This is a genomic window from Thermotalea metallivorans, from assembly GCF_001562415.1.
In the GTDB taxonomy this organism is placed as follows: domain Bacteria; phylum Bacillota; class Clostridia; order Peptostreptococcales; family Thermotaleaceae; genus Thermotalea; species Thermotalea metallivorans.
On sequence record NZ_LOEE01000044.1, the window covers coordinates 1 to 23,909 of the forward strand.

General features: G+C 42.0%; 22 protein-coding genes. 4 read left to right on the forward strand and 18 right to left on the reverse strand.

The genetic code is table 11. The annotated features are described in order from the left end of the window. Positions 1 to 169 precede the first annotated feature (169 nt). Complete coding sequence (locus tag AN619_RS10005; protein ID WP_198153282.1) at positions 170 to 1,789, forward strand: CocE/NonD family hydrolase; 1,620 nt, start codon at positions 170 to 172, stop codon at positions 1,787 to 1,789. A gap of 292 nt (positions 1,790 to 2,081) precedes the next feature. On the opposite strand, the gene AN619_RS10010 is transcribed toward AN619_RS10005, so the two are convergent. The 5 genes from AN619_RS10010 to rlmD all read right to left on the reverse strand — a co-directional run bounded on the left by AN619_RS10010 (position 2,082) and on the right by rlmD (position 5,578). After that, entirely contained in the window at positions 2,082 to 2,219 is a 138-nt protein-coding gene (locus AN619_RS10010; protein WP_157064981.1) for a hypothetical protein, read from the reverse strand. A 114-nt stretch (positions 2,220 to 2,333) separates the two neighbouring features. Next, positions 2,334 to 3,269 carry an IS4 family transposase gene (locus AN619_RS10015; RefSeq protein WP_198153283.1) on the reverse strand — a complete coding sequence of 312 codons (936 nt, stop codon included), beginning with the start codon at positions 3,267 to 3,269 and terminating at the stop codon, positions 2,334 to 2,336. Positions 3,270 to 3,451: 182 nt separating this feature from the next. Beyond that, entirely contained in the window at positions 3,452 to 3,784 is a 333-nt protein-coding gene (locus tag AN619_RS10025) for a type II toxin-antitoxin system RelE/ParE family toxin (RefSeq protein ID WP_068556570.1), read from the reverse strand. Then, positions 3,777 to 4,031, reverse strand: a complete 255-nt coding sequence (locus tag AN619_RS10030; RefSeq protein ID WP_068556572.1) for a type II toxin-antitoxin system prevent-host-death family antitoxin — start codon at positions 4,029 to 4,031, stop codon at positions 3,777 to 3,779. The genes AN619_RS10025 and AN619_RS10030 overlap by 8 nt, the downstream gene beginning before the upstream one ends. A gap of 173 nt (positions 4,032 to 4,204) precedes the next feature. After that, positions 4,205 to 5,578 carry a 23S rRNA (uracil(1939)-C(5))-methyltransferase RlmD gene (rlmD, locus tag AN619_RS10035; RefSeq protein WP_068556574.1) on the reverse strand — a complete coding sequence of 458 codons (1,374 nt, stop codon included), beginning with the start codon at positions 5,576 to 5,578 and terminating at the stop codon, positions 4,205 to 4,207. 179 nt (positions 5,579 to 5,757) lie between these two features. Between rlmD and AN619_RS10040 the strand changes: the two genes are divergently transcribed. Further along, complete coding sequence (locus tag AN619_RS10040) at positions 5,758 to 7,095, forward strand: GerMN domain-containing protein (RefSeq protein WP_068556576.1); 1,338 nt, start codon at positions 5,758 to 5,760, stop codon at positions 7,093 to 7,095. 231 nt (positions 7,096 to 7,326) lie between these two features. Here the strand turns inward: AN619_RS10040 and AN619_RS10045 are convergent, their stop codons facing one another. The 11 genes from AN619_RS10045 to whiA all read right to left on the reverse strand — a co-directional run bounded on the left by AN619_RS10045 (position 7,327) and on the right by whiA (position 19,963). After that, the gene (locus AN619_RS10045; protein ID WP_068556578.1) at positions 7,327 to 8,340 is read right to left on the reverse strand and encodes an aldo/keto reductase; all 1,014 of its coding nucleotides are present in this window, start codon (positions 8,338 to 8,340) and stop codon (positions 7,327 to 7,329) included. A 14-nt stretch (positions 8,341 to 8,354) separates the two neighbouring features. Then, the gene (locus AN619_RS10050; protein WP_068556579.1) at positions 8,355 to 8,750 is read right to left on the reverse strand and encodes an FxsA family protein; all 396 of its coding nucleotides are present in this window, start codon (positions 8,748 to 8,750) and stop codon (positions 8,355 to 8,357) included. 1 nt (position 8,751) lies between these two features. After that, a complete protein-coding gene (locus AN619_RS10055) occupies positions 8,752 to 9,177 on the reverse strand; it encodes an acyl-CoA thioesterase (protein ID WP_068556615.1) in 426 nt (141 codons plus the stop codon). A 209-nt stretch (positions 9,178 to 9,386) separates the two neighbouring features. Continuing rightward, positions 9,387 to 11,144, reverse strand: a complete 1,758-nt coding sequence (pyk, locus tag AN619_RS10060) for a pyruvate kinase (protein WP_068556588.1) — start codon at positions 11,142 to 11,144, stop codon at positions 9,387 to 9,389. Between the two features lie 19 nt (positions 11,145 to 11,163). Beyond that, a complete protein-coding gene (gene pfkA, locus AN619_RS10065; protein WP_068556616.1) occupies positions 11,164 to 12,126 on the reverse strand; it encodes a 6-phosphofructokinase in 963 nt (320 codons plus the stop codon). Positions 12,127 to 12,231: 105 nt separating this feature from the next. Then, positions 12,232 to 12,420 carry a hypothetical protein gene (locus AN619_RS10070; RefSeq protein ID WP_068556593.1) on the reverse strand — a complete coding sequence of 63 codons (189 nt, stop codon included), beginning with the start codon at positions 12,418 to 12,420 and terminating at the stop codon, positions 12,232 to 12,234. A 147-nt stretch (positions 12,421 to 12,567) separates the two neighbouring features. Next, positions 12,568 to 16,116: a DNA polymerase III subunit alpha gene (locus AN619_RS10075; RefSeq protein WP_068556594.1), complete on the reverse strand. Its 3,549-nt coding sequence runs from the start codon at positions 16,114 to 16,116 to the stop codon at positions 12,568 to 12,570. Positions 16,117 to 16,140: 24 nt separating this feature from the next. Then, the gene (locus tag AN619_RS10080) at positions 16,141 to 17,439 is read right to left on the reverse strand and encodes a DRTGG domain-containing protein (protein WP_068556595.1); all 1,299 of its coding nucleotides are present in this window, start codon (positions 17,437 to 17,439) and stop codon (positions 16,141 to 16,143) included. A 71-nt stretch (positions 17,440 to 17,510) separates the two neighbouring features. Further along, the gene (locus tag AN619_RS10085) at positions 17,511 to 18,578 is read right to left on the reverse strand and encodes an HD-GYP domain-containing protein (protein ID WP_068556597.1); all 1,068 of its coding nucleotides are present in this window, start codon (positions 18,576 to 18,578) and stop codon (positions 17,511 to 17,513) included. Positions 18,579 to 18,734: 156 nt separating this feature from the next. Beyond that, positions 18,735 to 19,001: an HPr family phosphocarrier protein gene (locus AN619_RS10090; RefSeq protein WP_068556599.1), complete on the reverse strand. Its 267-nt coding sequence runs from the start codon at positions 18,999 to 19,001 to the stop codon at positions 18,735 to 18,737. Next, entirely contained in the window at positions 18,998 to 19,963 is a 966-nt protein-coding gene (gene whiA, locus AN619_RS10095) for a DNA-binding protein WhiA (RefSeq protein WP_068556601.1), read from the reverse strand. The genes AN619_RS10090 and whiA overlap by 4 nt, the downstream gene beginning before the upstream one ends. Before the next feature lie 215 nt (positions 19,964 to 20,178). Between whiA and AN619_RS15640 the strand changes: the two genes are divergently transcribed. Next, positions 20,179 to 20,352, forward strand: coding sequence for a DUF1540 domain-containing protein (locus tag AN619_RS15640; protein WP_083525081.1), 174 nt, complete (start codon positions 20,179 to 20,181; stop codon positions 20,350 to 20,352). 323 nt (positions 20,353 to 20,675) lie between these two features. On the opposite strand, the gene AN619_RS10100 is transcribed toward AN619_RS15640, so the two are convergent. Both AN619_RS10100 and AN619_RS10105 read right to left on the reverse strand, forming a co-directional pair. Continuing rightward, entirely contained in the window at positions 20,676 to 21,095 is a 420-nt protein-coding gene (locus AN619_RS10100) for an NUDIX hydrolase (RefSeq protein ID WP_068556607.1), read from the reverse strand. Positions 21,096 to 21,467: 372 nt separating this feature from the next. Further along, positions 21,468 to 23,057, reverse strand: coding sequence for a glycoside hydrolase family 26 protein (locus AN619_RS10105; RefSeq protein WP_068556609.1), 1,590 nt, complete (start codon positions 23,055 to 23,057; stop codon positions 21,468 to 21,470). 211 nt (positions 23,058 to 23,268) lie between these two features. Here AN619_RS10105 and AN619_RS10110 point away from each other — a divergent pair, with 211 nt between their 5' ends. Next, positions 23,269 to 23,805, forward strand: coding sequence for a hypothetical protein (locus tag AN619_RS10110; protein ID WP_157064983.1), 537 nt, complete (start codon positions 23,269 to 23,271; stop codon positions 23,803 to 23,805). The last annotated feature ends 104 nt before the right edge of the window (positions 23,806 to 23,909 follow it).

Consider the following 23,909-nt stretch of genomic DNA (forward strand, 5'->3'; position numbering starts at 1 on the left):
AAGAATATGCTCAATGATTCCTTGGAGAAATTTATTCTATATCCCATATGTTCATAATAATTAATTCTACATTTGAGCCACAAATTCCTTTTTGCCTATCAAAATCTTTTATTTTTTCAGGGGAAACTAGCTAGAAAGGAGAGATCCTGTGGGTTTCATGAGCCGAATAATGAGCAAAATGCTTAAGCTTCCACCTGCTGAAACCTATGATATTGCAGTTGAGAGGGATCTAAAAATCCCAATGTCAGACGGCGTAATATTGTTGGCAGATCACTATTATCCACGAACACTCGGCCAAAGACCTACGATTTTAATCCGCTCTATGTATCCCGACCGAACGAAGGGCGGTTATATGGGTGAAATCATCGCAGAGCGTGGATTTCAAGTAGTAATTGTCAGCGGGAGGGGTGTCTGCGGCTCCGGGGGAGAAATGACCCCCTTCATGACAGAGCATGAAGACGGTGTGGCAGTATTATCATGGCTCAAGGAGCAAACATGGTTTGACGGCTGTCTGGGTACATTGGGGCAAAGCTACCTTGGCTTTACTCAATGGGCTATTGCTTATGAAGGTGGCTCCATGTTAAAAGCCATGTCAACTCAAATGACAAGCTCTGATTTACGCAGCATAGTTTACCCAGGTAATGCTTTTTCGTTAGAAGTACTTTTAGGCTGGCTGTCCATGATAGATTCTCAGGAAGCCTCAATGTTCAGAAATCTTGGCAATATAATACTAGGCGGAAAAAGGCGTAAGAAGATTGCATGGCACCTCCCGCTTATCGATTTGGATAAAGTGATGACAGGAAAGGAATATGAATTCTGGCGTAGTTGGCTGATCCATGATGATCCAAAAGACGATTGGTGGGCACCGGGCGATCATAGCCATATGATTTCCAAAGTAACTGCTCCAAACCACATGATCAGCGGCTGGCATGATTTTATGCTGCCAAGTACCATAAGGGATTATAATTTGTTGAGAAAATCCGGGCAAGAACCTTATCTTACAATCGGGCCATGGACACATTTCGATACTGAAGCATTTTCAATGGGGATAAATGAAGCACTTATATGGCTGCGAGCACATTTATTGAATGACCGTAAGAACTTAAGAGATTCTCCGGTGAGAATATTTGTTATGGGTTCACAGGAGTGGCGCGAATATCCATACTGGCCACCTGCTAATATAAAATACCAACATTTGTATTTTCAACCTAGCGGAGGCTTATCAGCTAAATTCCCTCCTGTGTCAGAGCCGGATCACTATTGTTATGACCCTGTCAATCCGACGCCCAGCGTAGGTGGGTTTCGCTCTTTCGGACAAGGGCGACCAGTCTTGGATAATCGTTTCCTTGAAGAACGTACGGATGTATTAACATATACAAGTGATGTTCTTGATTATGATATGGAAATCATCGGGCCAGTATCTTCCGAGCTTTTTATCCGTTCTACTCTTGAGAATACGGATTTCTTTGTACGTGTATGTGATGTTGATCCATCCGGAAAATCTTTGAATGTCTGTGACGGTTTACTTCGACTAGCTCCAGGCAGACCAAATCCTGCACCTGACGGAATAAAAAAAATAAAGATCGAATTATGGCCGACAGCCTATTGCTTCCAAAAAGGCCATCGAATCCGTATTCAAGTGTCTAGCGGTTCATTCCCGCGCTGGAATCGAAACCTTGGGACCTACGAATCTCTTGGTACAGGAATGAAGATGGCCATTGCCGAACAGCTGGTTTACCACGACCCACATCACCCATCTGCCATCATTCTTCCCACCTCAGAGTTATAACAAAAACCAAAAAGCCTCTTTTGTATGATAGATTCCATCCAAAAGAGGCTACCCAGAAAAATTAAATAGAAAAACAGTATATTAAAACTTCGATAGGCATAGGCCTTAGTCATAGGAACGGTTCTTCTGTCCAACTCCTCAGGATTCTATTGACCTTTTCCTTTTGTTTAAACCGGAAACAGTAGCAATCCTCCCCTGGTTGACAGGTTAGCCCTTCCCTAAGTACCTCTATCAGACTGTCTACCATCTGCACCTTCTAGTGTTTTTGAGCCCCTAGTCCATAGGCAATCTTTCAAAAAAGTTCTCTCGCTTCTGCTTCATCCATCACCCCTACCTCTTCCTTCATGTCTATAAATGTTTCGTCGCACTCTTCATTCATATACGTTTTATAAGATATATCCCTATCTTTCTTTTCGTGCACTATTTCCATAAATCGTCGTTTACCCTCATCACTTTTAAATGTACTCTTTCTCTCATTCCTTCGGAGCATGATATGATAATACCCACTGCCGCTTTTGATTCTCTATTGCTTGGGCATCCTTCATCACTCTATTAATAGTTTACTCAACTTTCGCAGGGTCAAAAGACTAATTTTTCTTTGATATAGCAAGGATACGATTTTTGCTTTGACTTCCCTACCATTTTCATCAGAGCCAATACCAACAATGACCGACGATAATATTTTAGCCTTACCTCGCTTCTTCTTTAAAGAAGCATACAAGTCGTTAAGATTGAGTTTTTTGCCATTATAATTGTAATATACTCTATACATTGACTTAACCATAGATATAGTATGCAATTTAAGTTGAACTATTTTTATTAGGATTTGAGGATAAGTAAACCAACTGTCAAATAGAACATAAGATGCTGGAATTCTTTGTTGTACAGCTTGAGAAATCATATCAATCATAAAGGAAGGTGATTTTCTAATAGCTTCTTTACGTAGTTTATACCCATGGGTTCTCTTATCAACAGAGCTACTTATACTACAAAGCCTATTTTCTTCTTTTTCTGAAGAAAGTAAAGAAAAGGCTACTGGTAAAAATGTATTTCCATCTGACCATCCAAGAGTTAATAGGCGAAAGCCTTTCAAATACTTTCTTTGAACATGGTCAAATACTTTTGCAAGAAGTTCTACAGATTTACTCCTACTTCTGCTATACATTGAATCGTCTACAATAGGAACCTTTACTCTTTTGTCAGAAGTTAATGGTGTTAAACTATTTTTTATAATTGATGATGATAGAAGTAGCAGATATTTTCTCCAGTTAAATCTTGAGGAGTTTAAAAAACCTATAAACCGTATCTTTTGAAAAATCCATATTACAGTTTGATTCGAGTGTGCGATATAGGTTTTTACCTGTAAACACAAGCAAAAATACAAACTTAAAAATTGAAATACATGGAAATCCGTTCTCTTTAGAAAAAATACATTGTTTAAGAATGGAGCCAATCTTATTATTTTTAAAAAATTTATCAACAGTTGATTTCAATTTAATATCTTTATTTGGTGTAATAGTATCTACAAGAAACATTCCTTTCCTTTGGTGTAGTGGTTTGTCGTGATTCTATTATACCAAGATAGGAATGTTTTTTGTTTTAAAATCTTAATTTACAGAGCTTTCGCTTGAATTTTTATGTGCGAAAGTTGAGTTTTATATTCTATATTTCTTCATCCTCCAGCAAATCTCCGAATAGGGTACGCGTATAATTCCGTCTACCGTATAAGATTCTTGACACGAAAACAATTCCATCTTCGTACCTGTAAAATATCAAGGAATTGTTACAAACAAGAAAACGATAATCTGTTTGTATATCTAGGACGGAAGATAGTGGCGAACCTATTCCAGGATACTCTGTCAACCCACGTATCTTTTTGGTGATTTTAGAAACGAGGTTTATAGCTGCCTGTAGATTGCAAAGTTCTTTAGAAATATAGTCTTTAATTTCTGCTAAATCATCTTTAGCTTCAGGCGAAATTTTCAGCTTATACATCCTCAATCCCCAGTTCTGCTTCCACTTCCTCTATTGTCATCCATCCTTTCTCTCTTCCAGCCAGTTCTCCTTGGGCAAGCTGTGACATCAGCTTTAGTGAAGCCTTTAATTTCTCATATTCAGTAATATCAATAATAGCAAATTTTCCTCTGCCATTTTTGGTTAAAAACACTGGCTCACCTACGGCAATGTCCCGCAGGATTTCGTTGTAATTTCTTAAATCTGATATGGGTTTAATGTTTGGCATTTATAACCGCCTCCTTCTTTGCTATTATTATATACCTTTCATTCGTAAAATACTACATCAAATTTATCACAATATTAAATGCAGCCCTATTACCTTGACGATATATCTTTTTTATACACTCAAGGCTTAACTCGAAATCAAAAACTGACAAAATCCTCAAAATCCTTTATTCATCATCCTTTCACCCTCTCAATCCTCACAACACTTTCTGTGTGGGCCGTGTGGGGGAACATGTCTACAGGCTGTACCTCTATCGTCTTATATCCTTTCTCATCCAAGTACTTCAAGTCCCTGGCGAGGGTACTTGGATTGCAGGACACGTACACCACACGCTCAGGTTTCATCTTCACAATGGTATCCAGCACCTGTGCATCACAGCCCTTCCTCGGAGGATCTACCACTACCACATCGGCGGTAATCCCCTGCTTATACAATTGGGGTACCACTTCCTCTGCCTTGCCCACATAGAACTCGGCATTTTTGATACCGTTGATCCTTGCATTTTCCCGAGCATCCTGAATGGCTGCGTCCACTGCCTCAATACCGTACACCTTTTTGGCCTTTTGGGCCAAAAATAGAGATATGGTGCCGATGCCGCAATATACGTCAAATACGGTCTCTTCTCCCTTCAGATCGGCATATTCCAGGGCCTTTTCATAAAGCACCTTGGTTTGCATGGGATTTACCTGAAAAAAAGACAAAGGAGAAATATAAAATTTTAGATTTCCGATATAATCCACGATCTTGTCCTCGCCATACAATAGAATACATTCGTCTCCCAGGATCCGGTTAGTTCTTTGGGTATTGATATTTTGCACAATACTTTTTATTTCTGGTATTTCATGGGTCAGTTGCTGAATCAATTGCTCCTTATGGGGCATCTCTCTGCCGTTGGTGATCAGTACGACCATCACCTCTCCCGTGGTAAACCCCACCTTTGTCAAGATATGGCGAATCAATCCTTTGCCCGTCGTTTCATCATAGGCAGAAACTTTGTAGCGAGTCATATACTGTTTCACAATCTCAATGATGTGATCATTGATTTCATGCTGAATATAACAACTGCCCGTGTCCACAATATCATGGGTTCCTTTCTTATAAAATCCCACCACTACCTTTCCGTCAACAATACCAACAGGAAATTGCGCCTTGTTTCTGTAGCGACTGGGCTTTTCCATGCCCAAGGCGTCGTGCACCACCACCCCTTCCAATTTGCCGATCCTCTCAATATTGGCCTTTACGATGTTGGTCTTTAGGCGAAGCTGCTCTCTGTAATCAATGTGCTGTATCTGACATCCACCGCATTGATGGGCGATGGAGCAGACCGGAGCAATCCGGTGGGGAGAGGGATTGAGCAGTTTAATCATTTTCCCCATGGCATAATTTTTTTTCACCAGTTGGATCTTGACCCGCAAATCATCTCCCGGCACACCCCCATCGACAAATACGGTAAAACCTTCTATTCTACCAATGCCTTCCCCATTGTGTCCAATGTCCTCTATATGCACCTCATACGTCTGATTTTCCTTTATCTCGCTGTTCTTCATATGTATATCCCCTCCTTACTCAATTTCTATTCTAAGTACAATCATATTCTCGGCAGCAGGTTTTGAAAAATTTGGATAAATTTATCTGCCTGCTCCCCTTTCCCCTCCATCAAAAATCCCTTATAATGGTATTAATAGGATAAATCACGGACAAGCCTTGAAAATAAAGGAGGTATGACATGTTCCGCTCAATTTTCAATCTCTTTCTGATCAGTATTATTTGTATTACTTCCACAACGATTCCCATAGCAAAAAATGGTATGGATATGAATTTTTCTTTTCATCTGCCGAAACTGCCTGCAAAAGATTCTCCGGCAGAGTTTGTCTATGCTGGAGATCCCGATACTTTGGATCTGGAGAATCCCTCCGGTTTCCGGCTCTATGTCAGAAGTGCAGAGCCCCAATCTTTCACTGGGATAACGGATCCGTCTTTGGTTTTGGAAGTTTTCCAGAATGACCAAATGGTAAAAAGATTGACCTCCGAAAATTTTGTCAAGGCGGGGCCCCAAAACCCGGACCCCGTTGATGGGAAGCTAACCTACGCATTGGATTTATCACAACAAAACCTCAACCTGCCCGATGGTACATATGTGGTACGCATTTATGCACGGGCAGAGGAATTAAAAAAAGTGGAGCCTTTGACGCTGAACATAACCTATTCTACCATTTCAGCCTATATCCCTGCAACTGATAGGACAGGGCAGGGAATGATGGGATTGACCTTATATTTTCCCATTGCTGAAGACATGCAGTACCTTGTTCCCATTACCCGCTTTGTAAAATATAGCAGAGCTCCCCTGCGGGCAACCATTGAAAACATGAGAAAAGGATCGGATGTATTTGGTTTCCTGTCCCCAATCCCGGAAGTAAAAAAGATTCAAGTACGCAAAGGAATGGCCATCCTGCATCTGACCTCTGATGATTTGAATCGATACAATCAAAATCCCACCGATGCCGATTTTGCCGTAAAAAGCCTTGTGACTACCTTGACTGCCATTCCCGGCATCAACCAGGTGAAATTTCTGGTAGACGGAAAAGAATCCGATAATATCTTCTATGGAAAAAGTACCCGTGAAATCTTTACGTCCAATCCCCATCCCAAGGTATACCTGGGACTTGACCATCAGAGAAAAAGACTTCTGCTTGTGCCTGTCCCCTTAGAAAATCAGGATCAGCCATACGAAAGCATCTTCCGTACATTAAAAACCGGGGAAATCGCAGGCAAGAAGCTGTCAAACCTCATGGCACCTATCCCCCAAGATATAGATCTTCTCAACTATACCTTGGAGGGCAACCGACTGACCCTGAACGTCTCAAAAGAATTCCTAAATGCATATCCCAACCGCCCAGACCTGCAAAAAATGATTTTGGATGCCATTGCATACAGCTATACCAGCATCCAAGGCATAAACCAGATAAAAATCCTAGTAGAAAATCAGCCTGTGGATGCCTTTGGCAACATGAATCTCTCGACCTATTTCAAAAGGCCGCTGTTCATCAATCCGGAAATCCAATAACAGCCCACAACTCCTGTAGAGAATCCCCTATCGATGGGATTTTCTTTTTTGACAAAAATCCGGTGCAAAATCCTCAGGCAAATCCACAAAAAAATATGGCACATAGACTGTTTGTGCCATGGAAAAGCATAACGCTTAGAATCAGTTACCGCTTGAAAACAAAGGCTACTATAGATTATTATACATTATTTAGAACTTTATACCAATAAAATCCAATAGATGTTGTAAATATTATGATAAATTTTCTTTTACCCGTTCCAACATTTTTCGAATGGGCAAATGATAAGGACATTTGGGTTCGCAAATACCACATTGCACGCAATCCTTTGCATTTTTGGCAAGGGCAACATATCTTTCCCGGGCCCAATCCTGCAATTCATATCGTAAATAATATCCCTCCAATATAAACTGGGTAGGTATATCTACCCCTTGAGGACAAGGACCGCAGTAACCGCATCGCCGACAAAAGTTTTCTCCCAATTCCCGGGCAATCTTTTGAATCTTTTCCCTTTCCACGTCCGTAATTTTCAGCCGTTCATTTCCTACAGCCCCATTTTCCTCCACCTGCTTTATATGGTCCATACCGGGAATGACCGTGGTGACATGGGGATTTTCCAATATGTATCGAAGGGCAAGGGAACCTTCTTCTATGGCACCCCCTGCCAAAGGTTTCATGGCGATGACACCGATATGGGCAGCCTTGGCTTTCTCAAATAATTTTTCCCCTTGGTTTTCAATGATATTATAGGGAAACTGAACGGTAGAAAAATATCCGGAATCTATAGCCTTTTCCAGCATACCCAAATCATGGGTAGTAAAGCCGATATGTCCAATTTTTCCTTCCTTCTGTGCCTCCTGAAGGGCCCTGTAGGCTCCATCTTCCCCCATAATCTCATCGAATTGCTCGTGTGTTTTTACCAAATGAAATTGATACAGATCGATATAGTCTGTCTGTAAATTTCTCAAGCTGATTTCCACGTCAGATTTCATACTTGCATAGGTCCTGGCCGTAGATTTCGTGGCAATAATCCATTTTTCCCGACATCCCTTTAGGGCATGGCCGATCAGTTCTTCACTGACTGTATAGCCCCTGGCCGTATCGATAAAGTTCATCCCTAGGTCAGAAGCCCGGTGAATCAGTTCTCTTGCCGTATCTCGATCTACTCTCTGCAGAGGGATTCCCCCAAAGCCTACAACAGATACTTCTAATCTTGTTTTCCCTAAAACTCTTTTTTCCAAGGCCATTCCTCCTCTGTTCCCTACCATCTGAAATACATATGCACGCTTCCTTCATGAATCATCTTTCTAAATTTACTCTTGACATACATCTTCACAATTTCCCTGGGAAAAGGAATCACAAGAATAAATCCCACTGTATCCGTAAGGATACCGGGGGTCAGGAGCATAGCCCCGCCGATGAGTACACATAAACCGTTAATCAGCTCTTCCCCCGGCATCCGGCCTTCCATCATCTCCATCTTGATTCGCGTCAGGATTTGTTTGCCTTGAGATTTGGCCAGATAAGCCCCCAGTACCCCCGTCAGAACGACGATTCCCAAGGTATAGCCAAAACCGATATACTGATTGATTTTGAAAAGAATTGCCAGTTCCACCAAAGGGACCAATGTAAATAACAAAATAAAACGCATCAACATATTAGCTCACTCCTTTTAGGCATTGCTGCAATATCTCCCACACCTTTGGATTGGCTTTTTTGAAATTTACGGGTTTCAGACTTTTATCCACAAAGGCATGGACAGTTTTCCCAAGGGCCAGTAGTTCTCCATCTTCCTTGCGAATGACTTCATAGGCAAATTCCAGCCTCACACCTTTCAAGTTTTTAATTCTTGTTCGAATTACTACCTCGTCATCATACTTGGCGGGCACCTTATATGTGCAACCGCTTTCAATCACAGGCAGGATCACTCCCTCCCTTTCCATTTGGGCATAAGTATACCCTAAAGAACGGAAAAATTCCGATCTTCCCACCTCAAACCATGTATAATAGTTTCCGTTGTATACCACACCCATCTGATCTGTTTCTTCATACCTTACCCGGACCACCGCATCATTTGCATACATCGTGCAAGCCTCCCTTCCTTTTTGCCGGTCCCTTATTCTTATTCTTCCATTCCCTCCTCTTTTCCTGCCAATTTCATTATATCCCCAGAACATATTTCTTAAAACAAAGACAGCCAAACTGTTACCAGTTCGGCCGGATTTGCAGGCATTGTATTTTTTTGTCTTTAGTCTGAGTGCCGGTTCGTCCATATTTTTTCTATCAAATCCTTTTATAATACATGGGTTTTTCCCTGATATACCAATCCTCTGATGCTGTCCACCGTCACAGTCATTCCGTCCTTTAAAATCCTTGTGGCATCGGCAGCCCCCACAACCACAGGCTTGCCTAGATGCAAGCCCACAATGGCAGCATGGGATGTAAGTCCTCCTTCTTCCACGATAATTGCTGCGGACTTCTCCATATATTTGACCATATCCTTATCTGTAGCCACGGAAACCAAAATGTCTCCTTCAACAAACTTTTTCTCGGCTTCTTCAGGCTGGTTGGCTACACAAACCTTCCCTACGGCAGCAATTTTTCCAACGCCCGTACCTTTTACCAGAATTTCTCCTACAATATGTACCTTGATGGTATTGGTGGTCCCTGCAACACCTACAGGCACTCCTGCTGTAATGACAATCAAGTCGCCGCCTTTGATGTGTTCTGTCGCCAAGGCTTTTTGAATGGCCGCATCAAAGACCTCATCCGTTGATTTTGCTTCTCGGATCACCAAAGGATAAGTTCCCCAGGTCAACGCCAGCTTCCTTGCAACCTTCTGACTGGTAGTTGTGGCAATGATCGGTGCTTTGGGTCTAAACTTTGAAACCATCCTTGCCGTATGGCCGGAGGAAGTAGCCGTAATAATGGCCGATGCTCCCAAATCCTGGGCTGTCGTACAAGTGGCATGACTGATGGCATCGGTAATGCTCTTGTCTTTCCCTACGCCTTTTTCCTTTAGAATCTGTTCATAATTCAAGGACGCCTCTGCAGTTTTTGCAATATTGGCCATGGTGCTGACAGCCTCTACGGGATATTTTCCTGCTGCCGTTTCTCCTGACAACATGATGGCATCGGTGCCGTCGAATATGGCATTGGCCACATCCGTTACCTCCGCCCTGGTAGGTCTTGGATTGCGAATCATGGAATCTAGCATCTGGGTAGCCGTAATCACGGGCTTGCCAGCGGCATTACACTTTTTGATAATCATTTTCTGGACCAGAGGAACTTGCTCTGTGGGAATCTCTACGCCCAGATCCCCCCTGGCAACCATAATTCCGTCGGACACCTCAATGATCTCGTCAATATTCTCTACCCCTTCTTCATTTTCAATTTTGGATATGATCTGGATATCCCCTGCATGGTGGTCCTCAAGAATTTTTCTGATTTCCAGTACGTCAGAGGCCTTCCTCACAAAGGATGCAGCGATAAAATCAATATCATTTTCAATGCCGAACAGAATGTCTTCCAAATCCTTTTGGGTAATGGCGGGCAGATTGATTTTTACCCCCGGGACATTTACGCCCTTGTGGTTCTTTACCGTACCCGAATTTTTTATGATGCATCGAATCTCTGTATTTCCCATAACCTCCACCACCTGAAGCCCGATCAACCCGTCATCAATCAGGATCATATCTCCTTTTTTTACATCTCCGGGAAGTTCTTTATAGGTAATGGTGCAAATATTTTCATCCCCCAAAAGCTCCCTTGTGGTTAAAGTATATTCCTTTCCCTCTTCCAGGAAGGCCTCTCCATTTTTGAAGTTTCCTGTTCGAATTTCGGGGCCCTTTGTGTCCAGCAGGATGGCCACAGGCAATCCCAATTCCTGTCTCACCTCTTTTACTGCTTGAATTCTTTTCAGATGCTCTTCATGGGTTCCGTGGGAAAAATTCAATCTTGCCACGTTCATTCCATTTCTTATCAATTTCTCAAGTATTTCTTTCTTTTCGCTTGCAGGCCCTAAGGTGCAAACAATCTTTGTCTTTCTCATCTACATTCCTCCCGATATTTTAAATTGATAAAATCTTTGCCAGCTCGTACAGATTTTTATTGATTTCCTTCTTTATGGAAAGGGCTTCCGATATATCCATATCAATGATTTCATTCCCTTTGATTCCCAACACGCGGCTGGTTTTATCCTCCATCATCAACTCTACGGCTCTGCCGCCCATACGACTTGCCAAAATCCGGTCAAAAGCCGTAGGACTTCCACCTCTTTGGATATGTCCCAAAATCGTCAGTTTGGTTTCAATCCCTGTTTTTTCCTCAATCTGCTTTGCGAATTCATGAGAATCCTTCAACACACCTTCTGCCAGAATAATAATGCTGTGCAATTTCCCTCTGTTTCTTCCCTGAATCAGCCTTTTGCAAATGTCATCAATGGAAAAAGGTACTTCCGGTACAATAATGCTTTCGGCTCCTCCGGCCAATCCTGCATATAGTGCAATGTCTCCGCAATGTCTTCCCATGACTTCTATGATATTGGCCCTTCCATGGGAAGTGGATGTATCCCGGATATTGCTGATCGCATTGACCACGGTATTGACAGCTGTATCAAAACCAATGGTAAAATCCGTATAAGCTAAATCGTTATCGATGGTTCCCGGCAATCCGATGGTCTTGATCCCTGCTTGGCTCAGCTTCTCTGCCCCTCGAAAGGAGCCATCTCCTCCGATGACAACAATCCCCTCGATTCCAAAGATGCTGATGACATTGAGAGCCTTTTGGAAGCCCCTTTCTGCTTTAAATTCTTCACTTCGGGCGGTTCTTAGTATGGTACCCCCGCGGTGAATGATGTCTGCCACGGAAGATAAATTCATATCTTCTATGTCACCATTGATCAGACCCTCATATCCTTTTTTAATTCCTACCACCTTGATATCATGGTATATGGCCGATCTTACCACGGCCCGGATGGCAGCATTCATTCCTGGCGAATCCCCGCCGCTTGTCAGTACGCCAATTTTTCGCATGTTGTCCCTGAATCCCCTTTCTTTTTTCAATATTTTCTCATATTTCTAAACATTTCTTAAGGGAAAGCCCCTCAGGAGAGGGTCTTTCCCTTTTTGCTTTCTCCCTTATAGCCCGAGATCTATTAAAGCCTCGTGTACTTCCTCAACTTCTCCGTTAGGAACCAACACCTCGTATACCCTGTTGTCCTCTTTACCAATTGGCCTAATTTTTACCAGAAATCCTTCTTTGCTTAAAGTTTTCTTGATCTTTTCCGCATCTTCTTTATTATGTGCCATATATACAACTGTCCACATCGATAGGCCCTCCTTTTTGGAGTAGTTCATTTTGTTTCTATTTTAATCGAAATCTAAGTAAATTTCAATATATCCTCCCCTGCATCAAAAGCCATTGTTCTTATGCCAAAGTCCTCCGTTCTCCAGCGAATGCCAGAATCTTCTTCATCACCCAACACCCAAGTGGGAAGGATTAGATGAAAGCGGATCCGATTCATGGACCTTTACACATCCATGTCCCAGCATCTTTTCTAATTCCTCCAGCAATTCCCTATGGATTTTCACCCAAAGACTTTTGTCTGCTTTCATCACCTGCATTTTGCGGTCCTTGCCTTCAACATACAGATATACCGGCACATTTCCCTTCCATTTTTCCAAGGTCGGTTTCATCTGTTCAATCAGAGAGATATCCTTGTCTCTGCTTATTTTTAAACAGAGCTTCATCTTTTCCCCGTTGTCCTTTTCCCCTGCATATTTTTGCTTCTTGGTCAAGGGCAATATTTTTTCTGCGATGATCTTGGGTTGCTCATCCTCTTTCATACTGATTTTTCCCTCAACAATCACGGCACTATCCTCCGTAAGAAGACTAACATATTTTTCATACACATTGGGAAAAACCAGTACCTCTACGGTGCCATACAGATCTTCCAGGCTGATAAAGGCCATCATATGGTTGTTTTTCGTCACCTTATTCTGGCGATGAACTACCAGTCCTGCCATCCGCACATAGGAACCGTCTTTCAGATCGCTGTTTTCAAATTCATCCCTCAGGTCCAAGAGATCCCCCGTGGTCACTGTAGAAATCTCTTTGATCTCCTCTGCATATTCAGCCAAAGGATGGCCGCTGATATACAAGCCCAGCATTTCCTTTTCCATGGCTAGCAAAATTTTGGACGGAAATTCGGCCACATTGGGCAAAACATCTTCTTTCATAGTTTGGGGCATTACCTCTTCAAAGGTGCTGAATAATGACATCTGGCCGTCGATATTTCGCTTCCTGTCTTGATGAATTCCTTCAAGAACTTTTTCATAGACAGCCAGCAATTGAGCCCGATAGGCACCCATATGATCAAAGGCCCCGCATTTGATCAAGCTTTCCATGGCCCTTTTGTTCATTTCCCTGGTATCCACCTTGTCGCAGAAATCCATGAAACTCACAAATCTCCCTTTTTGACGCCTTGCCTCCATGATTGCCTCAATCACTGACAATCCCACATTTTTTACAGCCAGCAATCCAAATCGTATTTTTCCCTTCTCCACAGTAAATTTTGCATCACTATCATTGACACTAGGAGGCAAAATTTCGATATTCATTCTTTTGCAATCTTGAATATACTGGGCTACCTTGGAGGAGTTCCCCATGACACTGGTGATGAGGGCCGCCATAAATTCCACCGGATAATAGCATTTTAAATAAGCTGTTTGATAACCTAAAACCGCATAGGCGGCAGCATGGGACTTGTTGAATGCATATTTGGCAAAATCAATCATATCATCATAAATCTGATTTGCGATCTCCTCGGAAACCCCGTTTCTTATGCATCCAGGGATTTCGATATTGCCCTTTGCATCGATTTTCCCATAGATAAAATACTGTCTTTCCTGCTCCATCACATCCATTTTTTTCTTGCCCATGGCACGGCGCACCAGATCGCTACGTCCATAGGAGTATCCTCCCAAATCCCGCACCACCTGCATCACCTGTTCTTGATATACCAGACAGCCGTAGGTAACATTCAGGATGGGTTCCAGCTTGGGATGTAAATATTTGATGGCGGCGGGATTATTTTTGTAGGCAATATACTTGGGTATAGAATCCATGGGCCCCGGTCTAAACAGAGAAATCCCGGCGATAATGTCCTCAAAACAGTCCGGCTTTAAATCCTTCATAAATTGCCGCATGCCCGGACTTTCCAACTGGAAAACGCCTAAGGTCTCTCCTCTGCTGATCATTTCATAAACCTTTGGATCATCGTAGCTCATCTTAGAAAAATCAATCCTGATGCCGTGATTTTTTTCTATCAAATCTAAGGCATCCCGGATTACCGTAAGATTTCTAAGCCCCAGAAAATCCATTTTTAATAGGCCCAATTCCTCCAGAGTTCCCATGGGAAACTGGGTTGTGATGCCGTTGTCATGCATATACAAGGGTACGTATTCATCGATGGCTTCCTTGGAAATCACCACGCCGGCCGCATGGGTAGAAGCATGTCGCGGCACTCCCTCCAACGCCTTTGCCGCATCAATCAGGTATCGAGCTGCCTCGTCGGTATCATACATATCCTTCAATGTTTTGTTCAACTCCAGGGCCTTGTTGATGGTCATACCCAACTGGAACGGGATCTGCTTTGCGATGGCATCTACCTTGGCGTAGGGCATATTCATAGCCCTTCCCACATCCCGAATGGCTGCTCTGGCAGCCATTGTTCCAAAGGTAATGATTTGGGCTACCTTTTCCTTCCCATATTTCTCGATGACATAATCAATCACTTCCTGTCTTCTTTCGAAACAGAAATCGATATCAATGTCAGGCATGCTGATTCTTTCAGGATTCAAGAATCTTTCAAAGATCAGATTATACTTGATGGGGTCAATATCCGTAATTCCTAAAGTATAGGCCACAATACTGCCCGCGGCCGATCCTCGGCCTGGTCCCACCATGATCTTGTTTTCCTTGGCATAGCGGATAAAGTCCCATACAATCAAGAAATATTCTACATAGCCCATATCTTCGATGGTTTTCAGCTCATAATCCAGCCTGTTCTTAAGTTCCTGGTCGGGATTTCCATACCGATCCTTTAGCCCTTGATAGCACAATTCCCTTAAATAAGTGTTGGCATCATATCCATAGGGCACATCATATTTCGGCAAATGAATCTGATGAAAATCAAATTCCACATTGCACATTTCTGCAATTTTCAGCGTATTATCCAATGCCTCTGGAGCATAGGGAAACAGCTTCTCCATTTCTTCCGGCGACTTCACATAAAACTCCCGGGTAGAAAATTTCAAGCGTTCCTTATCCTCCAGGGTTTTCCCCGTCTGGATACAGAGAAGAATATCATGAATCTCCGCATCCTCCCGCCGCAAATAATGGACATCATTGGTAGCGACCAAGGGGATTCCCGTATCCTTGCTTAAACGGACCAGTCCATGATTCACTTTTCGCTGCTCTTCCATGCCGTGATCCTGCAATTCCAGATAGAAATTTCCTCTTCCAAATATGGCTTGCAGTTTCAAGGCTTCTTGTTTGGCCCCTTCATAGTGGTCATTCAGCAATTCCCTTTGGACATTCCCCGCCACACAGGCACTTAAGGCAATGATCCCCTCCCTGTGCTTCTCCAGCAGGGACAAATCCACCCGGGGCTTATAATAAAAACCTTCAATATAGCCCTTGGAAACCAGTTTCATGATATTTTTATAGCCCGTCATATTCTTGGCCAAAAGCACCAAGTGCCCTTGGGTTTTATCCTTTACAGGATCCTTATCATACATGGTCCTGGCAGCCATATATACCTCACAGCCAATGATCGGTTTAATCCCATGCTTTTTGGCCTGCTTATAAAAGTCAATCACACCGAACATGGATCCATGGTCCGTAATAGCCACGGCCTTCATGCCCAATTCCTTTACCACCTTCACCAGTTCTGAAATCCTTGCAAATCCATCCAATAAACTATACTCTGTATGCACATGGAGATGAACAAAATCCCTCATATTTACCTCCTTTCCACCGATCATCTATCTCTTTAGCAATTTGGCCGACATCATTGCCTTTGATACAATTTCCTTTTCATGGAAAACCAATATATCCACCTTGTAGAATTTTCGACCCATGTTGAGAATCTCCGCCTGTATTTCAATCTTATTTTCCATTTGCAGGGGCTTTATAAAATAAACCATAAAGCTGTCAATGACGCTGTCGAGATGCTTCTGCTTTTTGATGACCAAATGTCCGGCGGTAGACATCAGCATTACTAGGACCCCAGCACTAGCAATTCCCAGATCGTTCAGCATCATGGGTGTAATTTCCCCCGTCAGTTTCAGTCCGTTCTCCGTCTCCTCCACCTTGCAGTGATGAAACAGAATATCTTCAAAGGACTCTCCCATATGGGGCTGATTTCGAATATATTGCAGACCCCGGATCACATCCTGCCTTGTGACGACACCCACTAGTTTCTTGCCGTCCACCACAGGAACCATTTCAATGCCCTCCCAGATCATCACGTGGGATGCATAGGCAACGGACGTATTCTTGTCTATGGTGATAGGATCCTCCGTCATCAAGTCCACAATGGAGTCTCCATCGTCAGCACCTGCAATATCCCTGGGTGTAACAATGCCAATGACATGCATATTCTTATCTACCACAGGAAATCTGCTGTGCCCTGTCGCCTCTATCATTCGTTTCATATCTCTGACCTTGCAGGTGTTTTCTAAATAATGCAGCTTCTTGGGCATAATCCCTTCAGCCAGAAGAACCTGCTTTCGGATCAGCCTCTCCTGAATATTGCGGTTGATGATGGAGGTAATGGTAAAGGTATCATAGCTGGTAGAGATAATGGGCAGTTTCTTTTCATTAGCCATTTTCTTGATCTCTTCCTTGCAGGAAAATCCTCCTGTAATCAGAATGGCACAGCCTTTGTCCAAAGCAAGTTTATGGACATCATCTCGATTTCCCACAATGAGGAGATCCCCTTCAGAAATATATTTTGCAATCTCCTCCAGGGCCATGGCACCAATGACAAATTTACTAATCGTCTTATAGATCCCTTCATGGCCTCCGATCACATGCCCCTCCACAATATTTAAAATTTCTGCAAAGGTAAGCTGCTGAATTCTTTTATCCTCTACTTTTTCCACCCGGATGGTCCCTACTCTGGGTATAGTGCTGACAATTCCCTCCACCTCGGCATCCTTAATAGCTTTATAGGCTGTCCCCTCGCTGACCTCCATGGCCTGGGCTATTTGCCGGACGGATATTTTGCTTCCTATGGGCAAACCTTGAATATATAATAAAATCTGTTCATTTTTCGTCATTTTCCATTACCACCTTTAAAAAAAAGATAAAAGGTATGAAACACAATTCATACCCTATTATATCAAATCTATCATAGTTTTTCTAATACATCGGTAATCACAAGGGAAGGATGCTGGGTTAAGTCTATCTCTTTCCTGTTCATCAGCTTTTTTCCCTTTGCGTCGTAGAGAATTCTCACCCTAGGCCTTGTGGGAAAATGATGGTTTGCATCCACAACAATTCCCTTCTCCCCGGTATTTAAGCTCACAAGATACCCTACGGGATAGGCTGCTATATGCTTTACAAAATGCTTCACCATTTGAGGATCAAACAAATTTCCGGCTGTAGAAATCACATACGTCATGGCCTGATGGGGAAGAATTTTTTTCTTGTACACCCGATCACTGGTTAGTGCATCATAAACATCGGCAATGGCCACGATTCTGGCGTATTCATGAATATCTTCCCCTTTTTTTCCAAAGGGGTATCCGCTGCCGTTATACCGCTCATGATGGGTTAAAGCTACAACGATTGCATCCCCCTCCATTTCCGGAATTCTGCGGAGCATCTCATAGCCAATTTCCGCATGCCTTTTGATTTCGTTAAATTCTTCATCATTCAGTAGATCTGGCTTATTCAGAATATAAAGGGATATCCACATTTTTCCTATATCATGCAATAGTGCCCCTACCCCCAATTGTTGCAGTTTCCTATCATCATACCCCAGGGATATGCCTGCAAGAATCGACAGCACACACACATTGACAGAATGGGCAAAAGTATAATCATCCGCAGCACGAATATCACAAAGGTGAACCATAATATCTTTTTTACGCAACAAATCATCGATGATGGAAGTCACTTGCTGATATATTTCCAATGTATCGATGCTTTTCCCCAGTCGAAGATCCTCCATCACCTTTTGGACAAGTTTTTTTGCCTCCAATCGATTTTGTTCCCGGATGATATCTTCGATAATCACATCTGCCGTTTCCTCTGCATGTATGTAAATCTCCCCAATGCCCAATTCCTTCAATCTGTGAATATAAATTTCTTTTAGCTCTACACCGGCTGTAATCAAAAGCTTTCCATCGCTGGTATAGATATTCTTTGCTGCGATCATACCGTTTTTTATAAAGTCGATCTTTATCCTATGCATGATGGCCTCCAGCAAGTTGATGGCAAATTCAGGATAATATTTTTTTCGACATTTCCCTGGAAAATCCTCTAAAATACTTCTTTTTTTTTATGGTATTAAATGCTTATTTTCTGTTGGAAAAGTTGATATTTAAAAAACTACTCGACAGCGAGTAGTTTACAATTCCAACAGCTTATTTTCAATAAAATCCATCAACTCCTCCAGGGCCTCTTCCTCATCTGGTCCGTCAGTGATGAGGCGAATGGTATCTCCCTTTCCTACACCGAGAGACATGATGCCCATGATACTTTTGGCATTAATCTTTTTTGTCCCTTTTTCCACAATGATATCAGAGACAAACTTATTGGCCGTTTGCACAAATAAAGCTGCAGGTCGTGCATGGAGACCGAGCTTATTGTTAATGGTTACCTCCTTTGTCATCATCGCTGTACATCCCCCTCTTTTTGCCTTATTTTCTCTGCAATTTTCTCTATTTTTCTCAATCTATGATTCACACCTGATTTCCCCACAGGCGGCGTGAGCATCTGTCCCAGTTCCTTCAGGCTTGCTTCTTTATACTGCAAGCGCAATTCAGCAATTTCCCTTAATCCGTCAGGAAGTATCTTAAATCCATGGGTCCTTTCAATATATTCAATGTTTTCAATTTGCCGCATGGAAGCGTTTACAATTTTGCTAAGGTTTGCCGTCTCACAATTTACGATGCGGTTCACATTATTCCTCACTTGTTTTACAATGCGTATATTTTCGAGATTCAACAAAGCTGTATGGGCTCCCATGATATTTAACAAATCCACGATTTGATCTCCTTCTTTTAAATACACCACATAACTATTCTTCCGTTGGACGATCTTTGCCCCTAACTCGAATTCATTGATCAAATCCTTTAAATCCTCGCTGTGCTCCTCACTGCTTGTTACAAACTCCAAATGATAGGTTTTTTCAGGATCACTGACAGATCCTGCCCCCAGAAAAGCTCCCCGCAAATAGGCTCTTTTACAGCACCTATTTTTCACCAATCCATGGGGGATCGAATAATCTATGGAAAATTGACCATCATCTACCCGCAAAATACCTAATTTCTGCAAGATATCGTTTGCCCCGGCACTGCTGTTGATGATCATCATATAATGATTATTCTTTTTTAATACCTTATTCTTTTTTACCATCAATTCCGTATGAATGCCAAAACATTTTTTGAGCAACGTAAAGATTTTCCTTGCAATCGCTGCATTTTCCGTTGCGATCTTGATATTGACCTTTTGAAAACCTGCCAGTTGAATGGTGCCGCTCATGCGGATCAAGGCAGACAATTCCGCCAGTTGGCAGCAGTAATCCTCCGATACTAACCTTGACAACTCGTTTTTTGTTTCCATGGAAAAAGACATAGGATCACCCGCTTCAAAACTTTTCTGTCATATGCAATCCATCTTGAGGATAAGTATATATTTCATATTATTATAACATAATTTACGTAAGTTTATATCAATTTATGATGATATTATTTAAAAATTTTGTATTTTTCTTTACTAATTTTGGATGAAATAATTTTATGTCCATCGGTGCAAAATATATATGAAAATATATGAGGAGGTGTAATATTATGCAATCAGGAGCTCATCCAAAAATGGAAGTTATGTGCCATGTTTCCAACTGCAGATTTTATAAAAATGACTACTGCCATGCTGACAAAATCGAAGTAAATCCCAAACATGCAGGACGTGCCCATACAAGTGATGATGCACTTTGCTCAACCTTTATTCCTCAAAATCGATAACGCAACAAAGACCTCACGGCTGTGAGGTCTTTGCTTGTAGGCAAACCCTTGAGATTTGGCTTCCTGCTCAGACCTGCGCCGCTTTTCTAAATAAAAATTAAGAAAAAAGCGGCTTGCTGATTCGCGACGAAGCCTAAATCTCAAGGGTTCTTACTTATTCTATTACTTTTTCTATAGACTGAGATCTCACGGCTGTGAGGTCTTTGTTCTCATCCATAGGAAAAGATAAAGTTTTGACAGCTTGCAGTGCAATGGATTGTCGCGGTGATAGAAAGCCGATCCGTTAGAATAGGATATATCCCCCTATCAAATTTCAAGAAAATCTAGCCCTGGTTGGCATTCATTTCTTGGATAGCCTTTGCAATAATATCCCTTTCGTCGTCATACTTCGCCATTTCTGCAGCCCGATTCATGTGGACAAACCTCGCTTCTATAAATCCTTCTTCTTTTTGAGGATTGCAGTCCATACTCCTTGCCCTCATCAAATACCAATGGACCGTTTTATTGACAACCTCTTGATTCTGCCAGCTATTTTTAAAAGAATAATGTATTTTCCCAAGATACTTCACAACTTCTGCCTTTACGCCACCCTCTTCGAATACTTCCCTTACGGCAGCAGCACTGGTATCCTCGTCTTCTTCCACCTTTCCCTTTGGCAGCACCCAATCCCCATTATATTTACGCAACAGCAGTATAGCATTGCCAAAAATCACTACACCGCCAGAACTTATTTCCTCCCTCACGATGTCCACTCCTTAATATATAAAAACTCCGAATTTCCTATCGCTAGTCCCATAGCACTATTTTTTGTCTCATCCATATATATTAAGTTATCATAATATATTGGCTCTTTCAATGTTAAATTTATATACCCGGTCCTAATGTATTTTATTCAAAATACTATAGAAATGTTTCTCCCATCACATTCGTATATGCTTTGCAATTTCTTGGTTTTAGGCACATAGCAAAATACAGAACGGATTGTGTTCAACACCAATTCATTCTGTATCTTGCGAGATGGTAATACGGTACGAAAATTCCATCAATCCCTGATAGGGGTTATCTTTTTTTATGCAATCCATATCCATTGCCGGCGACCGGCCGTCGAAACTATCCTACCGGTATTCCTTCAGTCTTTCCCTGAATGTATTGATCATTTCAGGACTTTGATCCAATCGGTAGATTCTCGCGGGATTCATATGTTTATCCCAATCTATCCCGTTCCACCATATGGCCACCTTGATCCTTTCGAATGTTTTCATGGTATCAAACATTTCATGAATCCACTGAATTTTATCTCCCCCTACAGAATTGGATCCAAATTCCGTTATCATCAAGGGTTGTTTGAAGAGTCGGTCGTATTCCTCATAAAGGGGTATATAGATTTCTTGAAACCCTCTCCATTTTTCCCCCGGATAATAAGTGCCGGCATTGTAGCCTGTCAACCCTACAATATCCACATAGGCATCCCCGGGATAGTAGTTTAAATAATGATTCCAGGCAAAATTCGGGAATGAACCATCATGGGGATTCCATACCCACAGGACATTATCGGCTCCTGCCCTTTGAAAAATATTGTACACATGCTTCCATACGGCCTTAAACATCTCCGGATCCTTTGAACTGTGGTAGCTGGAATACACGCACCAGTCCCCATTCATCTCATTGTTCAATCGAAAGAGTATGGGATGTCCGAATTGTTTGGCTTGCTTGGCATATTCATGAAAAAAGCTGTCGTACTTCCCCTTTAATATATCATAAGTAACGCCGGAATTATCCCTTCCGTCCATATACATGGTCTGCAAGGTCAGCTCCACGTACCGATGGTGCTCGTAGGCATTTTTCATCTCCTCCATGGGAAAACCGTTGCTGGAAAATGACTGATATAAAACTAAAAATTCAAAAGTATAATCCAATTTTTCCTCCAGAGAATGGAGAAATCCAAAATCCTTTGGAGCAGAGTATTCGAAAATCCCCCATTTCAAATCTTTGCTGTTTACAAAATACTTTTCATAGAAAGCCTTTGTTTCTTCGTCAAAATTTTTATGGACAGGGAGATGTTCCATATAGATTTTAGGCGTTCCTTTCCGTTCTACGATTCGAAAACTGCTGATGATATTCATATAATCCTCGTAGTTTTCGAAGGGCCTTGCAGATTTTATGATAATCGTATAAACTTCATGGTAATTTTTTACAATTTCTGCACTGACGTAATAGTTCTTATCATGATGCACCTTCGGCAATTTCTCCCGGCTCCATTTTAACAAATGGGTCTTCATGCCATGGATATAGAGGGTATCTTCATACTCTTTAACATGATCCCTGCTGTTCTTTAGAAAACGGTTGCTGTAGCCGATGTAATCGGCCGCTGAAGTTGGGGTGCCCTGAAAATTGTCATAATAAATCTCAATATTCCGATCCTGGTCGTATATCAAGGTCTTTACAGCCGACAAGGATACATCCACATACATATGATTGGGGTACTGCAAAGAATATCCGTGGGCATAGTTTATGTATTCGTTATATTGATGATCTATGGGAATGATCTTCTTAAAATCATCCTCTTCACTGAAATCCGAATAGGCTACAATTTTCCCGTTTTTTATAAAGGTACTGATGGAATCAATGGTTTCCCCATAAACAACCATGCTGCTCAGAAATATCATCGATGCACAGAGCACAGCTCCTATCCTCTTAAGCTTCATCATTCTCCTCCTTTGCTGCAATGAAACAGTGTCTTTTTTAAAAAACAATTCCCAAAATATCACAAAATGATTATACCATAGAAATCCACCCCAATGATATGAAAAGTTTATTTCTCCCTATGTATGAATAATTATCCTCGTTTACTTTGGCTGCAAAACGAAAAAATAATAACAAGGAGCATACAAAAAAAAGACAGGTGATTTTATGCCATTGAATGAAAAATTTATCATCAATCTCCAAGGCAGAAACTACGTGACCTATGAGGGTTTGCTGGATCTTGCCCACCAGCAGGATTTGACTTCCATTACCGTAGACATCGTTCAGCTGCCTTCTCCTGAAAACAATTACACAGCCGTTTGCAAAGCCACCATAGAAGCGGGAGAAAAGCATTTTACAGATTTTGGCGACGCCAGTCCCAATTCCGTCCGAAGTAATCTTGTTCCCCACATCATCCGCATGGCATCCACACGGGCCAAAGCTCGAGCCCTCCGGGATTTTACCAATATCGGCATGACTGCCTTGGAAGAGCTTGATTTGAAAGAATTGGAAGGCCATGATCTGTCAATACCATCTTCCCAAGAAAGTATCCACCCTGGCGTCTCGGAAGATCCTCCCACCAAAAGACAACTGGAAACCATAAAAAAACTGTCCCATGATTTGGAGATAGAAATCAATTTTGAAACATTGACAAAAAAAACAGCAGCAGAATTAATTTCACAAATGCTCAATCGAGTAGGAGGTAGATAATTAATTTATCTACCGTCCTCTCACACCACCGGACATACGGTCCCGTATCCGGCGGTTCATCAGGATTAATATCACATAGAAAGCCTTTTAGTTAGAGTAGTGAA